This is a genomic window from Micromonospora sp. USAFONa4 (assembly GCF_057197825.1).
Window position 1 is genome coordinate 5,303,158 of the sequence record NZ_CM170072.1, and the last position, 25,298, is coordinate 5,328,455.

The 25,298-nt window shown below is 74.3% G+C and carries 21 protein-coding genes; 11 read left to right on the plus strand and 10 right to left on the minus strand.

Features of this window, described 5'->3' with window-relative positions; all coding sequences use genetic code 11:
- Positions 1–201 precede the first annotated feature (201 nt).
- Complete coding sequence (locus AC0OO9_RS23420) at positions 202–1,212, plus strand: NAD-dependent epimerase/dehydratase family protein (RefSeq protein ID WP_484512377.1); 1,011 nt, start codon at positions 202–204, stop codon at positions 1,210–1,212.
- A 36-nt stretch (positions 1,213–1,248) separates the two neighbouring features.
- On the opposite strand, the gene AC0OO9_RS23425 is transcribed toward AC0OO9_RS23420, so the two are convergent.
- Positions 1,249–2,223, minus strand: coding sequence for an Acg family FMN-binding oxidoreductase (locus AC0OO9_RS23425; protein WP_484512379.1), 975 nt, complete (start codon positions 2,221–2,223; stop codon positions 1,249–1,251).
- 280 nt (positions 2,224–2,503) lie between these two features.
- On the opposite strand from AC0OO9_RS23425, the gene AC0OO9_RS23430 reads away from it, so the two are divergent.
- Complete coding sequence (locus AC0OO9_RS23430) at positions 2,504–3,142, plus strand: response regulator (RefSeq protein WP_132233210.1); 639 nt, start codon at positions 2,504–2,506, stop codon at positions 3,140–3,142.
- Between the two features lie 69 nt (positions 3,143–3,211).
- Here the strand turns inward: AC0OO9_RS23430 and AC0OO9_RS23435 are convergent, their stop codons facing one another.
- Together AC0OO9_RS23435 and AC0OO9_RS23440 are read right to left on the minus strand one after the other, a co-directional pair.
- Positions 3,212–4,843, minus strand: coding sequence for a sensor histidine kinase (locus AC0OO9_RS23435; RefSeq protein ID WP_484518018.1), 1,632 nt, complete (start codon positions 4,841–4,843; stop codon positions 3,212–3,214).
- 143 nt (positions 4,844–4,986) lie between these two features.
- Positions 4,987–5,997 carry an Acg family FMN-binding oxidoreductase gene (locus AC0OO9_RS23440; protein WP_484512380.1) on the minus strand — a complete coding sequence of 337 codons (1,011 nt, stop codon included), beginning with the start codon at positions 5,995–5,997 and terminating at the stop codon, positions 4,987–4,989.
- 191 nt (positions 5,998–6,188) lie between these two features.
- On the opposite strand from AC0OO9_RS23440, the gene AC0OO9_RS23445 reads away from it, so the two are divergent.
- On the plus strand, positions 6,189–8,531 hold the full coding sequence (locus AC0OO9_RS23445) for a heavy metal translocating P-type ATPase (protein ID WP_484512382.1): 2,343 nt from the start codon (positions 6,189–6,191) through the stop codon (positions 8,529–8,531).
- 102 nt (positions 8,532–8,633) lie between these two features.
- Here the strand turns inward: AC0OO9_RS23445 and AC0OO9_RS23450 are convergent, their stop codons facing one another.
- From AC0OO9_RS23450 to AC0OO9_RS23460, 3 genes are all read right to left on the minus strand, one after another.
- Entirely contained in the window at positions 8,634–9,506 is an 873-nt protein-coding gene (locus AC0OO9_RS23450) for a universal stress protein (protein WP_484512384.1), read from the minus strand.
- A 165-nt stretch (positions 9,507–9,671) separates the two neighbouring features.
- Positions 9,672–12,074 (minus strand): phosphoketolase family protein, encoded by a 2,403-nt coding sequence (locus tag AC0OO9_RS23455; protein WP_484512386.1) that lies wholly within the window; start codon positions 12,072–12,074, stop codon positions 9,672–9,674.
- Between the two features lie 96 nt (positions 12,075–12,170).
- Complete coding sequence (locus AC0OO9_RS23460; protein WP_484512388.1) at positions 12,171–13,028, minus strand: universal stress protein; 858 nt, start codon at positions 13,026–13,028, stop codon at positions 12,171–12,173.
- A gap of 1,280 nt (positions 13,029–14,308) precedes the next feature.
- On the opposite strand from AC0OO9_RS23460, the gene AC0OO9_RS23465 reads away from it, so the two are divergent.
- Entirely contained in the window at positions 14,309–14,905 is a 597-nt protein-coding gene (locus AC0OO9_RS23465; RefSeq protein ID WP_484512390.1) for a hypothetical protein, read from the plus strand.
- 77 nt (positions 14,906–14,982) lie between these two features.
- Here AC0OO9_RS23465 and AC0OO9_RS23470 read toward each other — a convergent pair whose 3' ends face one another.
- Positions 14,983–15,711, minus strand: coding sequence for a PP2C family protein-serine/threonine phosphatase (locus tag AC0OO9_RS23470; RefSeq protein WP_484512392.1), 729 nt, complete (start codon positions 15,709–15,711; stop codon positions 14,983–14,985).
- Positions 15,712–15,844: 133 nt separating this feature from the next.
- Positions 15,845–16,279 (minus strand): VOC family protein, encoded by a 435-nt coding sequence (locus AC0OO9_RS23475; RefSeq protein ID WP_484512394.1) that lies wholly within the window; start codon positions 16,277–16,279, stop codon positions 15,845–15,847.
- A 133-nt stretch (positions 16,280–16,412) separates the two neighbouring features.
- Between AC0OO9_RS23475 and AC0OO9_RS23480 the strand changes: the two genes are divergently transcribed.
- The 7 genes from AC0OO9_RS23480 to AC0OO9_RS23510 all read left to right on the plus strand — a co-directional run bounded on the left by AC0OO9_RS23480 (position 16,413) and on the right by AC0OO9_RS23510 (position 22,934).
- The gene (locus AC0OO9_RS23480) at positions 16,413–16,649 is read left to right on the plus strand and encodes an HTH domain-containing protein (protein WP_089001290.1); all 237 of its coding nucleotides are present in this window, start codon (positions 16,413–16,415) and stop codon (positions 16,647–16,649) included.
- Positions 16,649–17,227: a Clp protease N-terminal domain-containing protein gene (locus AC0OO9_RS23485; RefSeq protein WP_132240003.1), complete on the plus strand. Its 579-nt coding sequence runs from the start codon at positions 16,649–16,651 to the stop codon at positions 17,225–17,227. The genes AC0OO9_RS23480 and AC0OO9_RS23485 overlap by 1 nt, the downstream gene beginning before the upstream one ends.
- Before the next feature lie 274 nt (positions 17,228–17,501).
- Positions 17,502–18,509, plus strand: coding sequence for a diacylglycerol/lipid kinase family protein (locus tag AC0OO9_RS23490; protein ID WP_151457563.1), 1,008 nt, complete (start codon positions 17,502–17,504; stop codon positions 18,507–18,509).
- Complete coding sequence (locus AC0OO9_RS23495) at positions 18,502–19,503, plus strand: YihY/virulence factor BrkB family protein (protein WP_484512397.1); 1,002 nt, start codon at positions 18,502–18,504, stop codon at positions 19,501–19,503. Before AC0OO9_RS23490 ends, AC0OO9_RS23495 begins: the two co-directional genes overlap by 8 nt.
- A gap of 79 nt (positions 19,504–19,582) precedes the next feature.
- Positions 19,583–21,073 (plus strand): phosphatase PAP2 family protein, encoded by a 1,491-nt coding sequence (locus tag AC0OO9_RS23500; protein ID WP_484512399.1) that lies wholly within the window; start codon positions 19,583–19,585, stop codon positions 21,071–21,073.
- A gap of 7 nt (positions 21,074–21,080) precedes the next feature.
- Positions 21,081–21,884: an endonuclease/exonuclease/phosphatase family protein gene (locus AC0OO9_RS23505; RefSeq protein ID WP_484512401.1), complete on the plus strand. Its 804-nt coding sequence runs from the start codon at positions 21,081–21,083 to the stop codon at positions 21,882–21,884.
- 222 nt (positions 21,885–22,106) lie between these two features.
- A complete protein-coding gene (locus AC0OO9_RS23510; RefSeq protein ID WP_484512403.1) occupies positions 22,107–22,934 on the plus strand; it encodes a hypothetical protein in 828 nt (275 codons plus the stop codon).
- Positions 22,935–23,317: 383 nt separating this feature from the next.
- Here the strand turns inward: AC0OO9_RS23510 and AC0OO9_RS23515 are convergent, their stop codons facing one another.
- Together AC0OO9_RS23515 and AC0OO9_RS23520 are read right to left on the minus strand one after the other, a co-directional pair.
- The gene (locus tag AC0OO9_RS23515; RefSeq protein WP_484512405.1) at positions 23,318–24,175 is read right to left on the minus strand and encodes an alpha/beta fold hydrolase; all 858 of its coding nucleotides are present in this window, start codon (positions 24,173–24,175) and stop codon (positions 23,318–23,320) included.
- The gene (locus AC0OO9_RS23520; protein ID WP_484512407.1) at positions 24,172–25,134 is read right to left on the minus strand and encodes a TIGR03557 family F420-dependent LLM class oxidoreductase; all 963 of its coding nucleotides are present in this window, start codon (positions 25,132–25,134) and stop codon (positions 24,172–24,174) included. The genes AC0OO9_RS23515 and AC0OO9_RS23520 overlap by 4 nt, the downstream gene beginning before the upstream one ends.
- Between the last annotated feature and the right edge of the window lie 164 nt (positions 25,135–25,298).

A 25,298-nucleotide genomic window follows, 5' to 3' on the forward strand; every position in this document is an offset into this window, starting at 1 on the left:
CGGGTTCCCGACGGCCGTGGGCGATCCTGCCCTGTCGGGCGAGCCGGATGCGCGCTGTCAGACACCCTCTTCCCGCACCCGGCCAGCGGCGTCCGCGGTCCACTTCGGACCGATGTTGTCCGGCCGGGTTCTGCCGTGGGCAGATCCGCCGACCGTGAACACGGGACCGGAGCGTCGCCCGGAGCGGGCACAGTGGAGCGCATGAGGCTGCTGGTGCTGGGCGGAACGGGATTCGTGGGCGGCGCGACGGTCGCCGAGGGCGTACGGCGGGGTTGGGCGGTGACCGTGTTCAACCGGGGGCTGCACGGCGCGACGCCGGAGGGCGTACGCCGGTTGCGGGGTGACCGGACCGCGCCCGGCGGCCTGGCGGCACTCGCGGACGGCGAGTGGGACCTGGTGGTCGACACCTGGGACGGCGCGCCCCGCGCGGCGCGCGACGCCGCCCGCGCGCTGGTCGACCGGGTCGGCCGGTACGTCTACGTCTCCAGCGGATCCGTCTACGCACGGCCCGTCGCTGCCGGGGTGGACGAGGACGCTCCGGTGGTGGACGCGGAGCCGGACGCCGACGAGGGCGGGTACCCCACCAACAAGGCCGGCGCCGAGCGGGCCGTGCGGGAGGCGTTCGGCGAGCGGGCGCTGATTGCCCGGGCCGGGCTGATCCTCGGGCCGGGGGAGGACATCGGCCGGCTGCCCTGGTGGCTGACGCGCATCGCGCGGGGCGGGGACGTGCTGGCGCCCGGCCCGGTCGACCTGCCGGTGCAGTACATCGACGTGCGGGACCTGGCGGGCTGGATGCTGGACCTGGGCGCGGCGGGCCCGGGCGGGACGTTCAACGCGGTTAGCCGCCCCGGGCACGCGACGATGGGGGAGCTGCTCGACGCCTGCGTCGCGGCCACCGGCGCCGACGCCCGGCTGCGCTGGACCGACCCGGAGCCGATCCTGGCCGCCGGCGTGGAGCCCTGGAACGACCTGCCGATCTGGGTTCCGGCCGGGCACGAGTACCGCTGGGTGCAGGAGCGCGGCGTCGAGCGCGCGTACGCGGCCGGGCTGACCTGCCGCCCGGCGGCCGAGACGGTCGCCGACACCTGGGCGTGGCTGCGAGAGGTGGGCACCGTCCCGCCCCGGGCGGGCCGACCGCAGCGCGCCCCCGTCGGGCTCGACCTCGACCGGGAGGCGGCGCTGCTCGCCGCGACGGGCGCGGGTAACGCCTGAGCCGGTCGGACGGAGTGTGCCGGCACGACCTGCCGGTCAGGGCCGCGTGACCGGCAGGTCGAGCACCTCGTCCACGTCGCGGCGGAGGGTCGGCCAGCCCGGCTGGCCGTAGCCGACGCGCAGCACCATCTGCGGGGTGCCGAACCGCCCCAGCGACAGCCGCAGCTGCTCGCGCGCCGACGGCACCTCGATCGGCTGGGACAGCATCGACGCCGCCAGCCCCGAGTCCGTCGCGGTCAGCAGTACCCGCTGCAACGCCTGCCCGGCGACGACCTGGTCGACGGCCGTGTTGCCGGGCGAGCCGAGCACCGCCACCAGCGGCTCGGGTTCGAAGTCCCGCCCGGGCGCCCGGTCGAGGCCGCCGAACCCACGGGACGGCAGCAGGTCCTGCGGCTCGCCCTGCGGGCCGCCGGACGCGGCCGGAATGCCGTCCGGGGCGGGCGTGGAGCGTACCCACTCCTGGCGTTCGGCCCGGTACTGCGGGCTCCGCTCCAGCACCCGGTGGGAGCTGCGGGCGAGTTCGCCGAACGCGTTCACCGCGCTGACGCCGACCACCAGTTCCAGCCAGCACTGCTCGGCGCGGGCCGCCTCCGTGAGGCGCCAGCGGGCGTCGGCGGGCACCGGGTCGGGCCAGAACGGCGCGCGGTTGCTGAACCGGCGGGGGATGGCGGCGTGCAGGGCCTGCTCGGCGGGGGTGGGGCGGCGCGGCACGTCCGGCACCAGCCGGGCCACCACGTCCGGCTCGGCCGGGTAGGGGCGCAGCCGCACCGTCGCCGGGGTGCCGGCAACGGCCAGGGCGAGCCGCAGGTTGAACAGCGCCGCCCCGCAGGCGATCCGCACGCCCCAGCCGGTGGGGTCGGTGGCCGGCAGCCGCCGGTCCGGGTCGACCAGCACCTCGATGCCGCCGTCGCGCAGCCGGAACCGCCACGGCTGGGTGTTGTGCAGCGACGGCGCGCGTACGGCGTCGGTGGCGGCGGCCCGTAGCTGCTCGACGGTGAAGCCGGTGTCCATGGTCGTGCTCCTTCCGTGGCAGATCGTGCGCCGGCGGGTGGTACGTCTCCACGGTGCGTCACCGGGGCGTCGCCCGGGCAGGGCCGGACGTCCCGTCCCGCCGGGCCCGACCGGCCCCGTCGCACGTGCGGGACTGCGGCCGTGTCGCGGGCCGGTGACCCCGGCTCGACCGCCCTGCCACTGGTCGGCGGGCCCGTTCGGGCCGCCGGTGGCGCGGGCGTTGCCGGTTCGGGACCTTCGACCCGTGCGGGAAGGGGTCGACAGCGGGTAGAAACGAGGGATGATCCGCGTGTTCCTGCTCGACGACCACGAGGTCGTCCGCCGTGGCCTGGCCGACCTGCTGGAAAGCAGCGGGGACATCGAGGTGGTCGGCGAGTCCGGCCTCGCCCAGGAGGCGGCCCGGCGCATCCCGGCGCTGCGGCCGGACGTGGCGATCCTCGACGCGCGGCTGCCCGACGGCAACGGCATCGACGTGTGCCGGGACGTCCGGGCCGTGGACTCCTCGATCAAGGGCCTGATCCTCACCTCGTACGAGGACGACGAGGCGCTCTTCGCGGCGATCATGGCCGGCGCGTCCGGCTACGTGCTGAAGCAGATCCGCGGCACCGACCTGGTCGACGCGGTGCGGCGGGTGGCGGCCGGGCAGTCGCTGCTCGACCCGGCGATCACCACCCGGGTGCTGGAGCGCATCCGCAGCGGCGTCGAGCAGCCCCGCGAGCTGAAGTCCCTCACCGAGCAGGAGCGGCGGATCCTGGAGTACGTGGCCGAGGGCCTGACCAACCGGGAGATCGCCGGGAAGATGTTCCTGGCCGAGAAGACCGTGAAGAACTACGTCTCCAGCGTCCTGGCCAAGCTGGGCCTGGAGCGCCGCACCCAGGCGGCCGTCCTCGCCACCCGCCTCCTCGGCAAGTCCCACTGACGCCTGCGGGCCCCAGTTGCGTAACGGCGCCGCCTGCGGCCCGGCCGCGTAACGGCACCGTCCACGGGCTCAGTCGCGCAGCGGCACCGACCAGCACACCTCGGTGCCCCGGGGCACCGCCCGGCGTACCACGAACTCGCCGCCGTGGCGCTCGGCGCGCTCGCGCAGGTTGACCAGGCCGCCCCGCGCGGCGGCCGGGTCGCAGCCCACCCCGTCGTCGGTGACGGTCACGGTCACCCGGCCCGCCTCGACCCGCACCGCCACCGCCACCCGGTCGGCCTGCGCGTGCCGTACGGCGTTGGAGAGCGCCTCCCGCAGCACGGCGGTGAGGTCCGGGCGGACCGCGTCGGGGACGGCGCTGTCGATCGGCCCGGTCAGCTCCAGGCGGGGCCGGTGGCCCAGCGACTCGGCGGCCACCTCGATCGCCTCCCGGATCTCGGTGCGCAGCGCCGCGCTCATCGGGGTGCGCAGCTCGAAGATGGTGCGGCGGATGTCCTTGATCGTGGCGTCCAGGTCGTCGACCGCCGCGTTGATCCGCCGGGCGACCTCCGGCTTCGTCGTCATCGGGGCGGCGCTCTGCAACTGCAGGCCGGTGGCGAAGAGCCGCTGGATGACCACGTCGTGCAGGTCCCGGGCGATGCGCTCGCGGTCCTCCAGGACCACCAGCAGCTCCCGCTCCTCCTGCCCGCGGGCCCGCTCCAGGGCCAGGGCAGCCTGCCCGGCGAAGCTGCCCAGCAGGGCCATGTCGTCGTCGTTGGCGACGGGCGCCCGGTCGGCCCGGTGCGCGATCACCAGCACCCCGTGCAGGGTGTCGGCGGTGGCCAGCGGCGCGACCATCGCCGGGCCGGTACGCAGCAGCGCCGGCCAGGGAGCGGCGTGGGCCAGGTCCGCCACCTGGTCGTGCCGGCCCTCGATGACGGCGGCGGCGAAGCTCGTCTCGGCCGCCGGCAGCGCGGTGCCGACCAGGGCGTCGGCCTGCTCGTCGGCCCCGTCGACCACCTCGACGGTGAACTTCTCGCCGTCGGGGTCGTAGAGCAGCACGAGGGCGACCTCGGCCTCGGCGACCTCGCGGGCGCGCCGCGCCACCAGCGTCAGGGCGTCGGTGCGACGCACCTCGCCCAGCAGCACGGTGGTGATCTCGGCGGTCGCCGCGAGCCAGCGTTCCCGGCGGTGGGCCAGCGCGTAGAGGCGGGCGTTCTCGATCGCCACGCCGGCGGCGGCGGCGAGCGCGACGACGATCTCCTCGTCGTCCTCGGTGAACTCCGCGCCGCCCTGCTTCTCGGCCAGGTAGAGGTTGCCGAAGACATGGTCGCGGATGCGCACGGGAACGCCGAGGAAGCTGTGCATCGGCGGGTGGTGCGGCGGGAACCCGTAGGACTGCGGGTGCCGGGTGATGTCGGGCATCCGCAGCGGGCGGGGGTCGTCGATGAGCAGGCCGAGCACGCCCCGCCCGTGGGGCAGGTCACCGATCCTGGCGTGCAGCTCCGCGTCGATGCCGTAGGTGATGAAGTCGTGCAGCAGGCGGTCGTGGCCGATCACGCCCAGCGCGCCGTAGCGGGCGCCGACCAGCTCGCAGGCCGACTCCACGATCCGTTGCAGGGTGCTGCGCAGGTCCAGGTCGGTGCCGATGCCGACCACCGCGTCGAGCAGGGCACGCAGCCGCTCCCGGCTGGTCACCACCTCGCCGACCCGGTCCAGCATCTCCTGGAGCAGCTCGTCGAGCCGTACCCGGGACAGCGGGCTGAGCCCCAGGGAAGGGGTCACGTGCGGTTCGGGGCGGGGACTCGGTTCGCTGGCGGCCACCGGGCGATGGTAGCCGCCCGGTGGCCGTGGTCCTGCCCGCGTTACGCGTCGGGGGAGCGGACCGCCGAGGTGTCGACCACCTGCGCGGCCTCCAGGCGCGGGGTGTGCGGCGGGCCCGCGTGCGCCGGGTCCGCGAGCCCCAGCCGGATCACGAGGTACGGGTAGCCGAGGCCCGCCAGCAGCCCGCGCAGCGTCTGCCGGGTGCCCGCGACCTCCACGACCCCGCTCAGCGGCACCACGGAGATCCCGAGCCGGGTCGCGGTCAGCCAGGCGGCCGAGAGCGCCTCGCCGGCGCGCAGCCAGCTGTCCGGCTCGTCCTCGTCGCCGTAGAGCAGCCCGTACACGGCGGCCCGGTCGTGCCCGGGACCGACCGGCAGGGTGCCGGGGCGGCCGAAGTCGCGCGCCGGCACGGTGGTCCGCGGCGCCTCGGCGGGCAGCACCTCCGGCGGCAGGCCGGTGCCGGTGCCGGCCCGGCTGGTCCAGTACTCCAACTCCTCGCGCAGCTGCGAGTCCTCCGCCTCGACCGAGGCGGCGCGGCTGGCGACCGCGGCCAGCTCCAGGACGTTGTCGCGGTCGAGGAACTGGAGCTGGCAGCCCTCGGCGGCGACCGCCGAGGCGATCTCCCCGAGAGCGGTGGTCGGCACCGGCTCCTCGCTGACCGGGCGCCGGTCGGTGTGCCGCACCTGCATGCACTGCACCAGGCGCATGGCCTCCGGGTCGGCTTCCGCGCGGGCCATTCCGGTCAGCCGGGCCAGCAGGTCCTGGTCGGTCGGGTCGGGCATCCGCTCCACCACGGCGGTCCAGCCCTCCGCGGTCAGCGCGACCCGCGCGTGGTGCAGCGCCGCCCCGCAGCTGTACGCCAGCAGTCGGCCCTCCGGGTCGGTCGCCGTCAGCTTCGGATCGCGGACCACCCGCAGCTCCAGCGCGTCCGGCAGCACCCGCCACCGCCACGGTTGGCTGTTGTGCACCGACGGGGCGTGCCCGGCCGTCGCGGCGGCCTCCGCGAGTGCGGTGGTCAGCGGACGCTCCGCCGCCGGTGTCTCGTGGCTCATGGTCACGACCTTTCCGTTTTCTCCCCATCGTGCCCCAGCCCGACGGTGCCCCGGGCGGGGTTGCCGCTCCATCCTGCGCCATCCCCTCTGCCGACGCACGGTACGCAGGTCCCCGCGTGGCAGGGCAGCTAGCCCCTGCCGGTTCGCGCGGATGCCCTCCCGGGCGCGGTGGGCGCTGAGACGATCCGCAGGTGGGAACGGAACCGCGCGAGTGCGTGCCGGAGCAGCCGGTACGGCGGGACCGCTCGCGCCTGCTGCTCTGGGCGCCCCTGGCCGGGGTGACGGTGCTGGTGCTGGCCGGGGCGGTGCTGTGGCTCGCCGGCCGCCGGGGCGCGGCCGAGGTGGTGTGGGCGTCCGCCACCGTGGCCGCCCTGCTGCCCGCCGCCTGGTCGGTGCTGCGGCAGCTGTGGCGCCGGCAGTTCGGGGTGGACGTGATCGCCGTGCTGGCTCTGGTCGGCGCGCTCGTGGTGCGGGAGTACCTGGCCGGGGCGGTGATCGCGGTGATGCTGGCCACGGGGCGGGCGCTGGAGGCGTACGCCCAGGGCAGGGCGACCCGGGACCTGCGGTCGCTGCTCGCCCGCGCCCCCCGCACCGCCCGCCGGCGCGGCCCGGGCGGGAGCGTCGAGGAGGTGCCGCTGGACCGGGTGCTGGCGGGGGACCGGCTGCTCGTCGGGCCGGGCGACGTGGTGCCGGTCGACGGGCAGGTCGACGAGCCGGTGACCCTCGACGAGTCGGTGGTGACGGGCGAGTCGCGGCTGGTGCGGCGCGCGGCCGGCGAGCAGGTCGCCAGCGGCGTGGTCAACGCCGGCGCCGGCTTCGGCATGCGCGCGACGAGGGACGCGGCGGGAAGCACGTACGCGGGGATCGTCCGGCTCGCCGAGGAGGCGACCGCCCACAAGGCGCCGATGGTGCGCCTCGCCGACCGGTACGCCGCCGCGTTCGTGCCGTTCACCCTGGTCCTGGCGGGGCTGGGCTGGCTGCTCTCCGGCGACTTCGTGCGGGCGGTGGCCGTGCTGGTGGTCGCCACCCCGTGCCCGCTGCTGCTGGCCACCCCCATCGCGATCGTGTCCGGGCTGTCGCGTACCGCCCGGCGCGGGGTGCTGGTCCGCGACGGCGGTTCGCTGGAGCTGCTCGGCCGGGCCCGTACCCTGCTGGTCGACAAGACCGGCACGCTGACGGCCGGCCGCCCCCGCGCCGCCGAGGTCGTCGCCGCCCCCGGCGGCGACCGCGACGACGTGCTGCGTCTCGCCGCCTCGGTCGAGCAGCTCTCCCCGCACGTGCTGGCCCGCGCGCTGGTGGCGCAGGCGCGCGAGCGGGGCCTGTCGCTGACCGAGCCGGCGGGCGTGACCGAGGAGCCGGGCCGGGGCGTACGCGGGTCGGTCGACGGGCGGCAGGTGCGGGTCGGCCAGCTCGACGGTGACCTGCCCGACTGGGCGGGGAGCGCCCGGTCCCGAGCCGAGCTGGCCGGCCGCTCGGTGGTCTGGGTCAGCGGCGAGCGGGACCCGCTCGGGGCGATCCTGCTGGAGGACCCGGTACGCCCCGACGCGCGCCGCACCGTGCGCCGGCTGCGCGAGGCGGGGCTGCGGCGCATCGTGATGGTCACCGGGGACCGGTCCGACGTCGCCGCCCAGGTGGCGGGGGTGGTGGGCGTGGACGACGTGGTGGCCCGGTGCGACCCCGCGGAGAAGGCGACCCGCGTACGTGAGGAGGCGCGCCGGGCCGTCACCGTGATGGTCGGCGACGGGGTGAACGACGCCCCCGCCCTCGCCGAGGCGCACGTCGGCGTGGCCATGGGCGCCACCGGGGCGACCGCCTCGGCCGACGTCGCCGACGCGGTGCTCACCGTCGACCGGCTGGACCGGCTCGCCGACGCGGTGGAGATCGCCCGGTACGCCCGCAGGATCGCGGTGCAGAGCGCCAGCGTGGGGATGGGCCTCGCGGTGCTGGCGATGCTGGCCGCTGCCCTGGGCTGGCTCCCGCCGGTCGCCGGGGCGTTCCTCCAGGAGGGCATCGACGTGCTGGTGATCCTCAACGCGCTGCGCGCCCTCGGGGGCGGGCTACGCCGCCGCGACGTGCCGCCGGACACGAGAGAGCTGCTCGACCGGTACGCGGCCGAACACGGCGGGATCCGCGACGTGCTCGCCGCGCTGACAGACACTGCCGACCTGGTCGCCACCGCGCCGGACGCGCCGCAGTGCCTGCCGACGCTGCGCGAGACGCACCGCCGGCTGGTCGGTCAGGTGCTGCCGCACGAGGCGGCCGAGGAGCGCCAGCTCTATCCGGCGCTGGCCGACCCGCTGGGCAGCGCCGAGGCCACCTCGACGATGAGCCGCGCCCACGTGGAGATCCGACGGCTGGTGGACCGGATCGGCGCCCACCTCGCGCAGGCCGGCGACGGCCCGCTGCGCCGGGACCAGCTCACCGACCTGCTAGCCGCCCTCTACGGCCTGGCGGCCGTCCTGCGGCTGCACCTCGCCCAGGAGGAGGAGGACTACTTCTCGCTCAACCCGGCCGAGCCCGCCGAGAGCCGCTGAGCGCCCCGCCGGGACGTCGTGCGTAGCCGGCGGCTGGTGCTGCGTGCAAGGAAGGGCCCCCTGCACATCAGAATGCGATGGCAGGGGGCCCTTCCTGACCGCTCAGCGTTCCCGGACCACCGCCACCGGGCAGTGCGCGTGCTGGATGAGCTGCTGGCTGACCGAGCCGAGCAGCATCCCCTTCAGGCCGCCCCGGCCCCGGGTGCCCACCACCACCAGGCACGCGTTGCGGCTCGCGTCCACCATCAGGGACGCCGGCCGGTCCTCCGCCACCTCGACGGTCACCGGTACGTCGGGAAACGTCGTGCTCCACCGCGCGACCGACTCGTCCAGCTCGGCCCGGTCGGCCGCCGTGGCCTCCCGCGCATCGGGGCCCGACGGCGGACGTTGGCCGGTGGGCGGTTGCCAGGCCCGCACCACGTGCAGGGGCGCCTGCCGGGCCTCGGCCTGCTCGAACGCGAAGCCCAGCGCCAGCAGCGAAGACTCGGACCCGTCGACGCCGACCGCCACGTGCCCGGTGCGCCCACCAGCGGCCGACTCGCCGCGGATCACCACGACCGGGCAGTGCGCGTGGGCGGTGACCGCCACCGCGGTCGAGCCGACGAGCAGCCCGCCGAAGCCGCCGTGTCCTCGGGTGCCCAGCACCAGCAGGTCCGCCTGCGCCGAACGTTCCTGAAGCACCAGCGCGGGCGGCCCGTCGAACACCTCACCCGTGACGGTCAGTTCCGGGTGCGCGGCGGACGCGTCCGCCGCCGCCTTGCGGACCAGCTCCTCGACCTGCCGGCGGGCCGTCTCGTCCGGCCAGACGCCGGGAGCGACGCCGGGACCGATCCAGCCGGCCACGGTGAGCCACTCGAAGACGTACGCCAACCGCACCGGCCGTCCGCTGCGGCCGGCCTCCTCCAGCGCCCACTCCAGCGCGGCGGAGGCGTCGGCGGAGCCGTCGTAGCCGACCAGGATCTCGTTGCCGCTCATCGGGTCCACCTCTCGTTCGCGGCTGCTGGGGTCACCAGGTGACTCCTAGCGGCCGCTGGTGCCGGCCTTTCGTTCGCGACTGTGGGGCTCGCAAGCTCACTCCTCGCGCTCACTGTGCTGGCCTTTCGTTCGCGACTGCGGGGCTCGCAAGCTCACTCCTCGCGTTCACTGGTCCCCCCGGAGTCCCGGGTCCGTCTCGCGGACCCAGCGCCACTCCGCGACCCGGGGGTCGTCCTCGCCGTGTTCGCGGGTGTAGTCCCGGCAGGACTGGCGCGCGTCGACCATCTCCTGCCGCAGGTGGGCGGCCCGGTCGGCCAGCCCCGGCACCCGGTCGATGACGTCGATGACCAGGTGGAAACGGTCCAGGTCGTTGAGCATCACCATGTCGAACGGCGTGGTGGTGGTGCCCTCCTCCTTGTAGCCGCGTACGTGCAGGTTCTCGTGGTTGGTCCGCCGGTAGGTCAGCCGGTGGATGAGCCACGGATAGCCGTGGTACGCGAAGATGACCTGCCTGTCCCGCGTGAAGATCGTGTCGAACTCCTTGTCCGACAGCCCGTGCGGGTGCTCCGTCGGCGGTTGCAGGCGCATCAGGTCGACCACGTTGACGACCCGTACCTTCAGCTCCGGCAGGTGCCGGTGCAGCAGGTCCGCGGCGGCCAGCGTCTCCAGCGTCGGCACGTCCCCGGCGCAGGCGAGCACCACGTCCGGTTCGCTGCCGGCGTCCGTGCTGGCCCAGTCCCAGATCCCGATGCCGCGCCGGCAGTGCTGCACGGCCTCGTCCATCGACAGCCAGTTCGGGGCGGGCTGCTTGCCGGCCACCACCACGTTGATGTAGTGCCGGCTGCGCAGGCAGTGGTCCATCGTGGAGAGCAGGGTGTTGGCGTCCGGCGGCAGGTAGACGCGTACCACCTCGGCCTTCTTGTTCACCACGTGGTCGATGAAGCCCGGGTCCTGGTGGGAGAAGCCGTTGTGGTCCTGACGCCACACGTGGCTGGAGAGCAGGTAGTTCAGCGAGGCCACCGGACTGCGCCACGGGATGCCCCGGGTCACCTTCAACCACTTGGCGTGCTGGTTGACCATGGAGTCGACGATGTGGATGAACGCCTCGTAGCTGGTGAAGATGCCGTGCCGGCCGGTCAGCAGGTAGCCCTCCAGCCAGCCCTGGCAGAGGTGCTCGGAGAGGACCTCCATCACCCGCCCGTCGGCGGAGAGGTGGTCGTCGCCGGGCACGGTGCCGGCCATCCAGGCCCGGCCGGTGACCTCGAACGCCGCGCCGAGCCGGTTCGAGGCCACCTCGTCCGGGCCGAAGAGGCGGAACGTCTGCGGGTTGGCGGTGATCACGTCGCGTACCCACGGGCCGAGGGCCCCGGTCGCGCCGGCCACGGTCTCGCCGGGCCGCTGCACGTCGACGGCGTACTCGCGGAAGTCCGGCAACGTCAGGTCACGCAGCACCATCCCGCCGTTGGTGACCGGGTTGGCGCTCATCCGCCGCTCGCCCCGAGGCGGCAGTGCGGCCAGCTCGGCGACCGGTGCGCCGGTGGCGTCGAAGAGCTCCTCCGGCCGGTAGCTGCGCAGCCAGCGCTCCAGCTCGGCCAGGTGCTCCGGGTTCTTGCGCACCTCGGACAGCGGCACCTGGTGCGCGCGGTAGGTGCCCTCGACCTGCTTGCCGTCGACGTCTCGCGGACCGGTCCAGCCCTTCGGCGTACGCAGGACGATCATCGGCCAGCGGGGGCGCTCGACGGCACCGCCCGAGCGGGCCCGCCGCTGGATGGCGCCGATCTCGTCCAGCGCCCGGTCCAGCGTGCCGGCGAGCGCCTGGTGCACCGTCGCCGGATCGTCGCCGGCGACCACGTACGGCTGGTAGCCGAAGCCGCGCATCATGGCGAGGAGGTCGTCCTCGTCGATCCGGTCCAGCACCGTCGGATTGGCGATCTTGTAGCCGTTGAGGTGCAGGATCGGCAGCACCGCGCCGTCGCGGGCCGGGTTGAGGAAGACGTTGGAGAGCCAGCTTCCCGCCAGCGGGCCGGTCTCCGCCTCCCCGTCGCCGATGACGCAGGCCACCAGCAGGTCCGGGTTGTCGAACGCCGCGCCGTAGGCGTGGCTGAGCGCGTACCCCAGCTCGCCGCCCTCGTGGATCGAACCCGGCACCTCCGCCGCCACATGGCTGGGGATGCCGCCGGGGAACGAGAACTGGCGGAACAGACCGGCCATGCCGGCCTCGTCGCGGCCGATGTGGTGGTACAGCTCGCTGTAGGTGCCCTCCAGCCAGGTGTTCGCGACGATCGCCGGGCCGCCGTGACCGGGGCCGGTGACGAACAGGGCGGACAGGTCACGGGCGACGATGACCCGGTTGAGGTGGGCGTAGAGCAGGTTCAGGCCGGGACTGGTGCCCCAGTGGCCGAGCAGGCGCGGCTTGACGTGCTCGGGGGCCAGCGGCTCGCGCAGCAGCGGATTGTCCAGCAGGTAGATCTGCCCGACGGTCAGGTAGTTCGCCGCCCGCCAGTAGGCGTCCAGCCGGCGCAGCTCGTCATCGGTCAGGGGGCTGTGCAGGTCGAGAGCGGTGTCCATACTGCATGAGCCTCTCGCGGGTAGGGGAATCCTGCATCCTCGGAGCGCGGATTCGTCCGGGCCGGCCCCAGCATCGCCGGTCGACGCCGGTGTGGATCAGGGCCGTTGGTCCCGTGGGCGCCGGGCATCGCGCCCGTGCCCCGGAATCTCCGTCAGCCCGCGCACCACGATCACCGGGGCGGGGGAGTGGTAGAGCAGCGCCTGACTCACCGCGCCGAGCATGCCCCGCCACGGCTCGTCGCCCCGGGCGGCGACCAGCACCACCTGCGCCGAACGGGACTGCTCCACCAGGACACCGCCGGGATCGCCGCGGATCGTGTGGCACTCCACGGCCACCGACGGAAACCGGCGCGCCGATCGCGCCACCAGCCCGACGAGCAGCTCGGCATCCTCCGCGCCCTGCTCCGACTCGACGACGCGGACCGCCGACAGCCGTGCCTTCCGCCGGGCCGCGCACTCGAACGCCCACTCCAACGCGGCCTGCGAGCTGTCGGAGCCGTCCACCCCGACCAGCACCGGCCCCTGCGGGGGCGGCTCCCGGCGGACCACCAGTACCGGGCAGCCGGCGCGAGCGGCGAGCTGCACCGTGGGCGCTTCGACCGACACGCACTCGCCGCTGGTCGCCATGCCGCCGTCCCCGACGGCGAGCAGGAACGCCGTCTCCGACCGGCGGACCAGGGTGTCGACGAGGGCACCTTCGACGATCTCGCCGCCCACCGGCAGCCCCGGCTCGACCTCGGCGACGATCTCCGTGGCCCGGGACATCAGCTCCTCGGCGTCCGCGCGTGGCCCCGCGACCGACGGCGCTTGCAGCGCGGCCGTCCAGTTGAACGCGTGCAGCAGGCACAGCGTGCGGTTGTGCGCGGCGGCCTCCTGCGCGGCCAGCCTGACCACGGGCAGGTTGCGCTCCGTGCCGAGCCCGACCAGCACCGCCGCGTCGGTGGGTGCGGCCATCCGAATCACCTCCGCAGGCGTCGCGCCCGGCCCTCCTGTCGAGGCTAGTCGCGCGGGTAGCACGGTGGGGCGGGATCGCGGGCGACGGTGGGGCGGGGGTTCGGGCTGGGTGTCCGCGGGGTCGGGCGGTGCGCTTGGCGTGGGGTGGGTGCGTCCGGTCTTTGGGTGCGTCGTGATCAAGGGTGCGTCGGGTGGTTGTGGTGCGTGGCGTGGGTGTGTGCGTCGGGTGGTTGCGGTGCGTCGTGGTGGGGGTGTGGCCCGCCGTGCCCGGCTCCGGGCGGTCAGGCTTGATCCCTGCGCCGGGCACGGCGGGCCACACCCCGTCGGTGCCTACTCTCGCGTCCGCCCATCGGGCTCCCTACCGGAGATCTTGGCGAGAAACGGCCCCTCCAGGGGCCCTCTCGTACCAAGATCTCCACCGGTGCCTCGGTGCCTCGGTGCCTCGGTGCCTCGGTGGCCCAGTGGCCCGGTGGCCCGGTGGCCGGGGCGACCCCGGTGACCCGGTGACCGCGTTGACTCCGTTGACTGCGGTGACTCCGGTAACTCCGGTAACTCCGGTGACGTGAGTGACTCAAGTGACCCGAATGCCGGGCTCGCCGGCTCACCCGCGTTCACTCGGATGAGCCGGGTGAGCCCTTGGCGAGCCGGGGGAGCCGGGAGTTGGTAACCCGTGGACCCGGGTGTCACCGGGTGTCCGGTTTCGTGGTGGGTTGTCCGGGCGGCTTGAGCCGGTGAGTCGTCGTTGGTTGGCGTGTCGGTGCCGGGTGTGCGGTTTGGGGTGTGACCGGGGGCATCGTGGGGGCGGAATCGTGGCGGGGGCGGGGTCGTTACACCCTGCGTACGACCGAGCAAGGCCACGCTGCCGAGGCCACGCTGCCGAGGTCACGCTGCCGAGGTCACGCTGCCGAGGTCACGTCGCCCCGATGGGTTGGCGGGTCCGGGGCCCCCGGAATGATGGCGGGCCGGCGGTGGTTACACATGGTCCGGCCGGCGCGAGGGCGTCTCCGCCCCGCACGACAGCCCGGCCCTCTTGCCGGCCCGCACCGGTCAGGCATCCGGCCGGCACAGCCGATCTGATGTTCCTCTGATCTTTCCTCCGGCTGATCTCGTCGGAGATTCTCTCCAGGTTTCGCTGGAGATTCTCTCCGGTTTTTCGCTGGAGATCCCGCTTGAGTTCGCATGAGTTCCCGTGAGTTCGCTTGAGCGCCTGACGGTGCTTGCACCCGCGTGAAGCCGATCCCCCTCGGTGTGGGTGCCAACCCCCGAATGGAGCGTTTCTGATGAACACGATCATCCGTAAGAGCGTTCTCGGTGTTGCTGGTCTCGCGTTCGCCGGTGGCGTGGCCGCCGGTCCCCTGACCGACACCACCCACACCGGTGCCCCGTCCGTGGACGCCACGGCGGTCGCGGTGGCAGTGCAGGCCGACAAGCCCGACACGGGCAAGCTGATCCCGCACGGCGTGCAGGGCGCCCAGTCGCACGTCGACCTGTCCGACGAGCAGGTCGCCAACGTCAAGGCGATCATCGCGGCGACGAAGAAGGCCGGCATGGACGAGCGTGCCGCCGTCGTGTCGATCGCCACCGCGTTGCAGGAGTCGAAGCTGGAGAACCTGGGCCACCTGGGTGACCGCAACGACCACGACTCGCAGGGCCTGTTCCAGCAGCGCCCCTCCAGCGGGTGGGGCACGATCGAGCAGATCACCGACCCCGAGTACTCCACCACCGCGTTCCTGAAGGGCCTCAAGCAGGTCGACGGGTGGCAGGACATGCCCCTGACCAAGGCCGCGCAGACGGTGCAGGTGTCGGCGTACCCCGACCACTACGCCCAGTGGGAGCAGCAGGCCGCCGACCTCGTCACCGCGCACTGGAACAGCTGACAGCAGTAGCCGAATCGCCGCTGGCCGGCACCCCACCCGGGGTGCCGGCCAGCGGCGTCTGCGGCGGGTGGGCCCCTTCAGCGGGGAGCCGTGGCGTGGACCCGGACGATCACGGCGGTGGCGTTGTCGTTGCCGCCGGCCTCCAGGGTGCCGTGGAGCAGATCCCGCACCGCCTCCTCCGGTCGCGGTGCCGCCAGGAGTTCCCGCATCAGGTGGTAGTCGACCTGGTCGCTGACGCCGTCGGTGCAGAGCAGCCAGACGTCGCCGGGGCGCAGCGACACCGCGAGCAGGTCCGCCTCCGGCTCGTCCGGATGGCCGGCGTAGCGGGTGAGCTGGTAGCGGGCGCGGTCGGCGGCGGGGGAGCCGACCGGGTACCAGCCGTGCAGTACGCCCAGCCAGGCCGCAGTGTGGTCGATGGTGAGGAGTTCCAGCAGGCCGTCGCGCAGGCGGTAGGCGCGGGAGTCGCCGAGCTGGACGAGCCAGCCCTGCCCGCCGTCGGGCTCCACGAGCAGGGCGGTCAGGGTGCAGCCGGTCAGCTCCGCCAACGGCGCGCCGGCGGCGCGTACGGCTGACTGGACGTGGGCCACGGCGGCGCGCAACTGGCGCGCGTCGACCGTGGGCCAGGCGGCCCGGACCTGCGCGACGAGAGTGCCCATGGCCGTCGTGCCGGCCCGGCGGCTGCCCTCGCCGGCGCCCATGCCGTCGACCACCGCGACGAAGGGCAGGGCGGGGTCGACGTGCAGCACGTCGAAGTTGGCCGGGTATCGGTTGCCGGCCACGCTGCCGCCGGCGAACTCCAGCGTCATCTCGCCGAGTGGGAGATGGTGCGCGTCACCGGGCACGGTGACCTCGGCGCGGCGGCCGGCGGAGGAGGGGCACCGGCGGATCGTACTGTGGGGTGCCGGCGCAGGTGGTCCGGGTTGCCCCGTTCGCGACCACTCAGTCGAGGCAGAACTCGTTGCCCTCGACGTCCTGCATCACGAGGCACGACTCGTCGTAGCCGTCGGCAGTCAGCAGTCGCACGCGCACCGCGCCGAGCGCGACCAGTCGTGCGCATTCGGCCTCGAGCGCGGCCACGCGCTCCTCACCCACGAGCCCGGTGCCGACCCGTACGTCGAGATGCAGCCGGTTCTTGACGACCTTGCCTTCGGGAACGCGCTGGAAGAACAGTCGCGGGCCCACACCTGTGGGATCGGCGCAGGCGAACGCGGAACCCTGCCGCTCGGGCGGCAGCGCGCGATCGAAGTCTTCCCAGGTGGCGAACCCCTCCGGTGGCGGCGGTACGACGTATCCCAACGCCTCGCACCAGAAACGAGCCACGCGCTCAGGCTCTGCGCAGTCGAAGGTGACCTGGACCTGCTTGACCGATGCCATCGGACCACCATAGAGGCGGGATCTTCCGTCGTCTCCCCGGTTTCGCTGCGCACCCACGCCTGGCTCCCGGTGGCTCGGACGAGTTTTGTCAACATGGGTTGACGCGGCGGTGATGTCAACGTAAGTTGACGACATGAGTCAGGCAACGGAACTCGCGGCGGCAGCCGGCAGCACCGACCCCCGGGTCGGGCTGCGCGCCGTCCGCGCGCTGCGCCGGTTGCTCGAACGGCTCGAGGTGGTCCAGGTGGACAACGCCCGTCGACAGGGCTGGTCCTGGCAGGAGATCGCCGACGAGCTTGAGGTCAGCCGGCAGGCGGTCCACAAGAAGCACGCCGGTCGTCCGGCGGTCGGATCCTCCTGGGAGGCGTGATGTTCGAACGGTTCACCGATCGGGCCCGCACGGTCGTGCGGTACGCCCGGGACGAGGCCCGGACCGAGGGCGAGCGGCCCGTCGGTACCGAGCACCTGCTGCTCGCCCTGCTCTCCGACGGCGACAACCTCGCCGCCCGGGTGCTCGCCGAGGCCGGCCTCCGCGCCGACGACCTGCGGGCCCGCGTGCGCCGGCACACCGTGCGGGGAGCCACCGGCCTCGCCGACGCCGACGCCGCGGCCCTGCACGAGATCGGCATCGACCTGGCCGCCATCGTGGCCCGGATCGAGGAGTCCTTCGGCCCGGACGCGCTGCGCGAGGCCGCGCCGGCACCGCGCCGCCGCTGGGGTCGCCGACGGTACGCGGGCGGCCCCTTCTCCCCGCGCGCCAAGAAGGTGCTGGAGCTGGCGCTGCGGGAGGCGTTGCGACTGCGCCACCGTCACATCGGCACGGAGCACATCCTGCTCGGCGTGCTCCGCGAGGGCCATGGGCTGGGCGCACGGGTGCTCACCGAGGCCGGCGCCGACCTCGACGACCTGCGCCGCCGCGTCGAGACCGCCCTCCGCACCCCCGCCTGACCCCCGCCCCGCCCCACCCCACCCCGGCCCCCCAACACCCGCCCGTCGATCATGAGGTTGGCGGTGATGTCGATCTCCAGGACCACCGTCAACCTCATGATCGGCGGGGCGCGGGCGGGGCGCGGGCGGGGTGGGGGCGGGGCGCGGGCGGGGTGGGGTGGGGTGGGGGACGGCGTGGGGGACGGCGTGGGGTGGGGGTAAACGCGTTTTCGCTGCGCGTAAGGTCACCGTCCGCCGGGTCGCTGCCGTGCCGGATCTGCTGCACACTGGCGCCGTGGACCCTCGACAGGACAAGCGACGCGCGGCACCCGACGGCGGTGGCCTGCGCTCCGCCGTGGTGGTCAACCCAGTGAAGGTGGCCGACCTCGACGAACTGCGTCAGACGGTCCACGACGCCCTCGCCGCGGCCGGCTGGCCTGAGCCGCTGTGGTTCGAGACCACGGTCGAGGACCCGGGCCGCGGCCAGACGCAGGAGGCGGTCGAGGCCGGCGTCGACGTCGTCTTCGCCTGCGGCGGCGACGGCACCGTGATGGCCTGTGTCAGCGGCCTGGTCGGTACCGAGGTGGCGCTCGCCGTGCTGCCCCAGGGCACCGGCAACCTCCTCGCGGCCAACCTGGGCCTCTCGGGTGACCTGGCCGCCGGGCTGGAGGTCGCCGTCGAGCGGGGCCGCCGGCTGCTCGACGTCGGCGCGGTCGAGGACCACTACTTCACGGTGATGGCCGGCATGGGCTTCGACGCCCAGATGCTCGCCGACACCTCGGAGACCACCAAGAAGCGGATCGGCTGGCCGGCGTACGTCGTGGGGGCCGCCCGGCACCTGCGCGACCGGCCGATGCGGGTCTCCATCCGCATCGACGACCAGCAGCCCATCCGCCGCCGGGCCCGCTCCGTCCTCGTCGCCAACGTCGGCCGCCTCCAGGGCGGGGTGCGGCTGCTCACCGACGCCGAACCGGACGACGGCTACCTCGACGTCGCGGTGCTCACCCCGCGTACGCTGCGGCAATGGCTGGCGCTCGGCTGGGCGGTCGTACGCCGGCAGGACCGCGTCCCCCGCATGGAGGTCTTCAAGGCCAGGCGGGTGGAGATCACCAGCAACCGGGCCCAGCCCCGGGAGCTCGACGGCGATCTCATCGAGCCGGGTCGCACCCTGAAGGCCGAGATCCGGCGGCGGGCGCTGTGGCTCTGCGTGCCGCAGCCGGCGCAGGATCCCGACCTGGCCGAGGACGCGCAGGCGGCCGCCGAGCGTGGTGAGCAGCTGATCGAGGAAGCCCGCCGTGAGTAGCACCCGCATCGTGCCGGAGACCCGGCTGATGTCGGACGAGGAACTCAACGCCGACGACGCCTGGCACACACTGCGCCGGCAGAGCGGCTGGCGCCTGCTGCGCGACGCGTTCATCCGGTTCCGCTACGGCGACGGGTTCAGCCACTCGCGCGCCTTCGCGCTGCAACTCTGCCTCGCCGTCGTGCCGTTCCTGATCGCGCTGACCGGCCTGATCAGCGAACTCGGTGTGGAGGAGGGCGGCCGGGTGGTCGCCGACACGGTCCTGGCCCTCACCCCCGGGGCGAGCGAACCGATGGTGGCCGAGCTGCTCGGCGAGGGGGACCGCACCGAACGCGCCGGGGAGCTGGCGCTCGGCCTCGGCATGCTCACCGGCCTGGTCGCGCTGACCACCACCATGGCCCAGATCGAGCGCGGCGCCAACCGGATCTACGGCGTGGAACGGGACCGGCCGGCGCTGTGGAAGTACGTCCGCGCCAGCGTCCTCGCCCTCACCGCCGGCGTACCGGCGCTCACCGGGTTCCTGATCCTCGTCGGCGGCGGCCCGATGGGCGACTCGGTGCAGCGACACTACGCCTGGGGCGAGTTCGCCAACGGCCTCTGGAACGTGGTGCGCTGGCCGCTCAGCCTGGGCCTGACCGTCCTCGCCGTCGCGGTGATCTTCCGGCACGCTCCCCGCCGCAAGCAGCCCGGCCTGTCCTGGCTCTTCTTCGGCGCCGGCATCGCCACCGCGCTGTGGTGGCTGGCCAGCCTCCTGCTCGCCGCGTACGTGCGGTTCAGCGGCGGGTTCGGCCAGACGTACGGGGCGCTGACCGGGATGATGGCGTTGCTGCTCTGGGCCAACCTGACCGGCATGGCGCTCTTCGGTGGACTCTCCTTCGCCGCCCAGCTTGAGGCGCTGCGCATCGGGGTGCGCGAGCCCGCCCAGCCCGACCTCTGGGAGCCCGAGGCCGAGCGCCAGGAGATCCACGACACCGGCGAGATGAGCTCCCTCTAGCTCCGCATCGGACACCCCTCGGTGTACGCGGAGCGCCGATCGGGTAATGCGGCACGCCAGAAGCGAGAGGGAGGCTGCCGTGGGCGCGGTCAAAGAGGCTTTGCGACGACCCTTGGGTCACTTCACTGAGCGTACGCTCGCCGGCCTGGCGATCGTGCTCGGCGCCGGGGTCGGTTTCGGGGTGCTCCTCGTCCTGGTCCGGACCCGGTGGTCCCCGCTCTACGACGTCGACCACGGCGTGGCCGCCTGGCTCAACGACCTGGTCGCCCCGCACGGGCCGCTGGTGACAGTGCTCAACGCGCTCACCGACCTCGGCGGGCGGGCCGTCATCATCTGGCTGGTGTCGGTCGCCGTGGTCGGGCTGCTGATCCGCAAGCAGGGCCGGCTCGCGGTGTTCCTGATCGTCACCGGCGTCGGCGCGCTCGTCCTCGACCCGGCGCTCAAGACGCTTGTCGACCGGCTGCGCCCCGAGGTGGACGTGCCCATCGGCACGTACGCCGGGGACAGCTTCCCCAGCGGCCACGCGCTCGGCTCGATGGTCGCGTACGGGGCGCTGCTGCTGGTCTTCCTGCCCGCCATGTCGCGCCGCTGGCGCAAGCCCGCGATCGCCCTGGTCGCCCTCGTCGTCTTCCTCATCGGACTGACCCGGATCGCGCTGGGCGTGCACTTCGTCTCGGACGTGCTGGGGGCCTGGCTGCTCGGCGCCGCCTGGCTCGGCGTCACCGCGTACGCCTTCCGGCTCTGGCGGTTGGAGCGCGGCCGGCCGGTCCCGGCGTTGACCGAGGGGCTGGAGCCGGAGGCCGCGCACGACGTGGCGCCCGCCCCCGACGAGGCGCACCTGCTGCCGCACCCCCGGGCCGCCGTGTTCGAGCTGATCGTCGGCTGGGTGCTGATCCTCGGCGCGCTCTACGGCTTCGGCATGTTCGTCAGCTACCACGCCGGCGGCACCTTCTTCGCCACCCTGGACACGGACGTGCCGAGGTGGTTCGCCGAGCACCGCACCCCCGGCCGGGACGACTTCAGCTACTGGTGGAGCAAGGTCGGCGACACCCACGCCATCCTGCTCATCTCGCTGGTCTTCTGCCCGCTCGTGCTGGCCGTCTGGCGGCGTTGGCGGCCGGTGCTCTTCGTGGCACTGACCATGTTCGGCGAGCTGAGCCTCTTCCTCGCCTCCGCCGCCGCGGTCGACCGGCCCCGCCCGCCCGTCGGCAACCTCGACGGGCCGATGCCGACCTCCTCCTTCCCGTCCGGCCACATCGCCGCCACGCTCTGCGTCTGGGTGGCGATCGCGGTGATCGTCTTTCCGCGCACCGACCGGTGGTGGCGGTGGATCTTCGTGGCGCTGGCGGTCGTGATGCCGGCCGGCGTGGCCATCAGCCGGATGTACCGGGGGATGCACCACCCCACCGACTTCATGGGCGCGATCATCCTCACCACCGCATGGATCGGGCTGCTCTACTGGGTGCTCCGCCCCAACGAGGACGTCCACGAGGGCAACCGGCCGAGCATCGAGTCCGAGGACGTGCACACCCTCGACGACGAGCTGGCCAAGGCCGGTCGGGCGGACTGACGCGCCGATGCTGCGGGCGATGACCTGGAACATCCGCACCGGCGGACGGGACTCCGGCGGCGCCGACCGCCGGGACCTGCTGGTCCGCGTCGTCGCCGACCAGCGGCCGGACGTGCTGGCGTTGCAGGAACTGCGGCACTTCGACTCCGGCGACGTGCTCGCCGAGTTCGCGGGCCGGGTGGGGATGCATCCTCACCTGGCCCGTTCCTGCTTCGGCCAGCCGGTGGCGGTGCTGCTGCGCCCGCCGCTGCGCGCCCTCGCCGCGACCCGGGTACGCCGGCCGTTCCACCATGCCGCGCAGCGGGTCACCGTGGCGACCACCGCCGGCCCGCTGACGGTGCTGAGCGTCCACCTCGACCCGTACTGGGGGCTGCGGCGGCGCGTCGAGGCAGGCTGGGTCGCCGCCGCGCTGCGCCGCGCGCCGGGGGAGCTGGGACTGCTGGCCGGGGACCTGAACACCCTCGACCCGGTCGCCGACCACACCGACCGCATCGCCCGGCTGCCGGCCGCGTACCGCCGCCGTCACCTGCGCCGGGACGGGCGGACGGTGGAGACCCGCGCGGTGGCCCGGCTGCTCGCCGCCGGCCTGGTCGACCTGTACACGACGGCGGGGGCGCCCGACGGCGGGCTGACCGCGCCCACCCGGCACGGCGGCGGGGCGGAGTTCTCCGGGATGCGGCTGGACTACCTGCTCGGCACGGCGGCGCTCGCCGGCCGGGTGCGCGACTGCCGGGTGCTGCGCGGCGGCGAGACCGAGTACGCCTCCGACCACTATCCGGTCGTGACGGACCTGGACCTCGACCCCGCCTGACCGCCCTGCCCCCGCGTGCCCGCCCGCCCGGCCTGCCCGCCCGGCCCTTGCCCGCCCGCCCGGCCCTTGCGTGCCCCCGCCCGCCCTGCCCGCCCGGCCCTCGCGTGCCCCGCCCGCCCTGCCCGGCCGCCCCGCTCGCCTGGTCGGCGTCCCGGGCGAACCCAGTCCTCCCCGGAGGGCCGGGGGAGGCGGCGCGTTGTCGGTGCTGACTACCGTGAGCCGGTGATCGACTCGCCGAGCGCCGACCCGGGGAACGCCGGGTCCCCACCCACCCCGCTGCTGGTCGCCGTCGTCCGGGGAATCGCGCTGATCGTGGTGCTGCCCTTCCGGCTGGCCTGGGAGTTGGTCGCCGCCGTCGGCCGGTGGCTGCACCGCTGGCTGCTCGCGCCGCTCGGCCGGTTCCTGGACCGCTGGCTGTTGCGCCCGCTGGGCTGGCTGTTGCGCCCGCTGGGCTGGCTGCTGCGGATCCTGGTGTGGGTGCCGCTGAGCTGGCTCGGCCGCGGCCTGGCCTGGCTGCTGCGCTGGTTCGGCCTTGGCCTGTCCTGGCTGCTGCGCACGCTGGTCTGGGTGCCGTTGGTGTGGCTCGCACGCGGGCTGGCCTGGCTGGCCCGGACGGTGGTGTGGATACCGCTGGCCTGGCTGGCGTACCACCTGATCCGGGTGCCGCTGCGCTGGCTGGCCCAGCTCCTCGCGCCGCTCGGACGCCTGCTGGTGGCGGGGCTCGTGGTGGTCGGCCGGTGGCTGGCGGCGGGGCTCGTGGCCGTCGGGCGGTGGCTGGCGGCGGTGGGGCGGGTGCTGCTCGGCGCGCTCGGCTGGGCGTGGTGGGCCGCCGGCCGGCTGCTCTGGTGGTGTTACGCGCTCACGCTGCGGCCGTTCGTGCTCGGGGCGGGCTGGCTGTGGCGGCACGCCGTCCGCCCGGCAGGTCGGGCGGTGGCCGCCGCGTGGCGGGCGACCGTGTCGCCGGCCGTCCGCTGGGTGCGCCGCGCTGTGGTGGACCCGGTCCGCCAGGCGTCCCGTGAGGCGCTGACCGCCCTCGGCCTGCGGAGCTGACCCGCGGACGCCGCGACGACGGCGGAGGGCACCCGATGCGCGCTGCTCCGGCGAGCGGTGCCCCGACGAGCGGTGCCCCGACGAGCGGTGCCCGAGCGAGATCTTGGCAAGAAACGGCCCCTCCAGGGGCACTCCCGTACCAAGATCTCGGAGCCGTCGCCATCGCCATCGCCGTCGCCGTCGCCCGAGCCGGAGCGGGAGCCAAGCCGGAGCCATCGCCGTCGCCCGAGCGGGAGCCCGAGCCCGAGCCCGAGCCGGGTTACAGGAGCAGGTTGAGCACCACGGTCAGGACGACCGAGGCGACGATCGAGAAGAGGATCATCAGCAGGCAGCCCAGGCCGCCGCCGGCCGGACGGATCTCCGTGTTGCCGATACGCATGTCGTCACCTGTTCGTGAGTGTGGGGGACAGCAGGGCGCGGACCGCGTCGGCGACCTGCGCCGGTGCGGTGGTCACGACGTTGTGTGCGGCACCCGGCACGGTGACCGTACGGGCGTGCGGCACCAGCCGGCCCACCTGCGCGCGCCAGGACGGCGGCACGACCGGGTCCCGGGAGCCGGCCACCACCAGGGTGGGCGCGGCGATGCGGACCAGGTCCGCCTCGATGCCGTTGCGCACCGAGTGCGACAGCGTCGCGTGGACCCGCCAGGGGCGGGCGTCGAGGACGTCCCGGAGCAGGATCGGCGCCTGCAACGGCGCCTCCCGCAGGGTGTCCACCAGCCAGCGCCCGAACTGTCCCCGTCGGGACCGGGCGGCCGGGTCGCTGGTCGGGCCGGCGAGCACCACCGCCGCGACCGCGTCAGGGTGCCGGGCGGCCAGCGCCGCGACGACCTCCGCGCCGAACGAGTGCCCGAGCAGGCAGACGGGCGGCATCCGGTACGCGGCAAGCCAGGCGGCCAGGTGCGCGGCGTGCTCGCGCACGTCGTACGCGCGGCCGGGGCGCTCGGTCAGCCCGAAGCCGGGCAGGTCGGGCACGTACACCGGGTGGGTGTCGGCCAGCGCGAGGGCGAGCGGGGTCAGGTAGCGGTGGGACACCGCCAGCCCGTGCACCAGCACGACCGGGGTGGCGGCGGTGCCGGGGTCGCCGGCGCGGCGGGTGTGCGTACGGATGCCGTCGACCAGCCGCCACTCGCTGGTCAGCCCGGCGGCCGGCTTCGGGGCGGCCAGCGCGAGGCGCAGCTCCGCCGGACCGAAGCGGCCCGGCGGGGTGACCCGGGGACGCCGGACGGGTGCCGCCCTCACAGCTCGCGCAGCCTCGGCAGGAGCTGCTCCTGCGCCCAGTCCAGGAACATCGGCTGCGTCCCGCCGCCCACCTGCACGATCGCCACGTGGGTGAAGCCGGCGTCGACGAACTTGCGGAACGCCTCGACGTGCCGGTCCACGTCGGGCCCGCAGGAGATCCCCTCGGCCACGTCCTCCTCGCGGACGAACTGGGTGGCGGCGGCGAACGACTCCGGCCCGGGCAGGTCGGCGTTGACCTTCCAGCCCATCCCGAACCAGCGGAACTGGTCGTGCACGATCTTGCGGCACTCCGCCTCGTCCGGGCCGTAGCAGATGGCCACCTGCCCGTAGCGGGGCTGCCCGGCGCCGCCGGCCTCGTCGTACATCTCGATGATGTGCGGGTCCGGCTCGGTCGCGACGAGGCCGTTGCCGTACTCGGCGGCGAGGGTGACCGACTGGCGGCCGGAGGCGGCGACGGCCATCGGCACCGGGCGGGCCGGCCGGTCCCACACGTAGGCGTCGGGCACGTCGTAGTGGTTGCCCGAGAAGGTCAGCGTCTCCCCCTTGAGCAGGGGCCGGATGATCTGGAGGGCCTCCTCGAACATCTCGTGCCGCTGCTGCACGTGCGGCCAGCCGCCGACCACGTGCTCGTTGAGGTTCTCGCCCGCGCCCAGGCCGAGGGTGAACCGGCCGTCCGAGAGGACCCCGACCGTGCTGGCCTTCTGCGCCACGACCGCCGGGTGGTAGCGGCGGATCGGGCAGGTGACGAAGGACATCAGCTCCGCCCGGTTGGTGGCGTGCGCAACCGCGCCGAGCACCGACCAGGCGTACGGGGAGTGGCCCTGGGAGTCCAGCCAGGGGTAGTAGTGGTCGGAGATGACGAGCTGGTCGAAGCCGGCCGCCTCCGCCCGCACCGCGCAGTCGACCAGTTGCTTCGGACCGGCCTGCTCGCACATCAGGGTGTAGCCGACCTTGACCATGGGTGTCTCCTTCCGACCCGGGCGGATCATCCCCGGATACCCCTGCCAGGTCGGGTCAACCCTCGCGTCCGGTGTCGGCGGTCCGCTGCTTAACCGGTTCATTGCGTGACCGGCCCGACCGGCCTACGCTGATCCCTGCGCCGCCGGGAGCCGGGCGGCGGCTG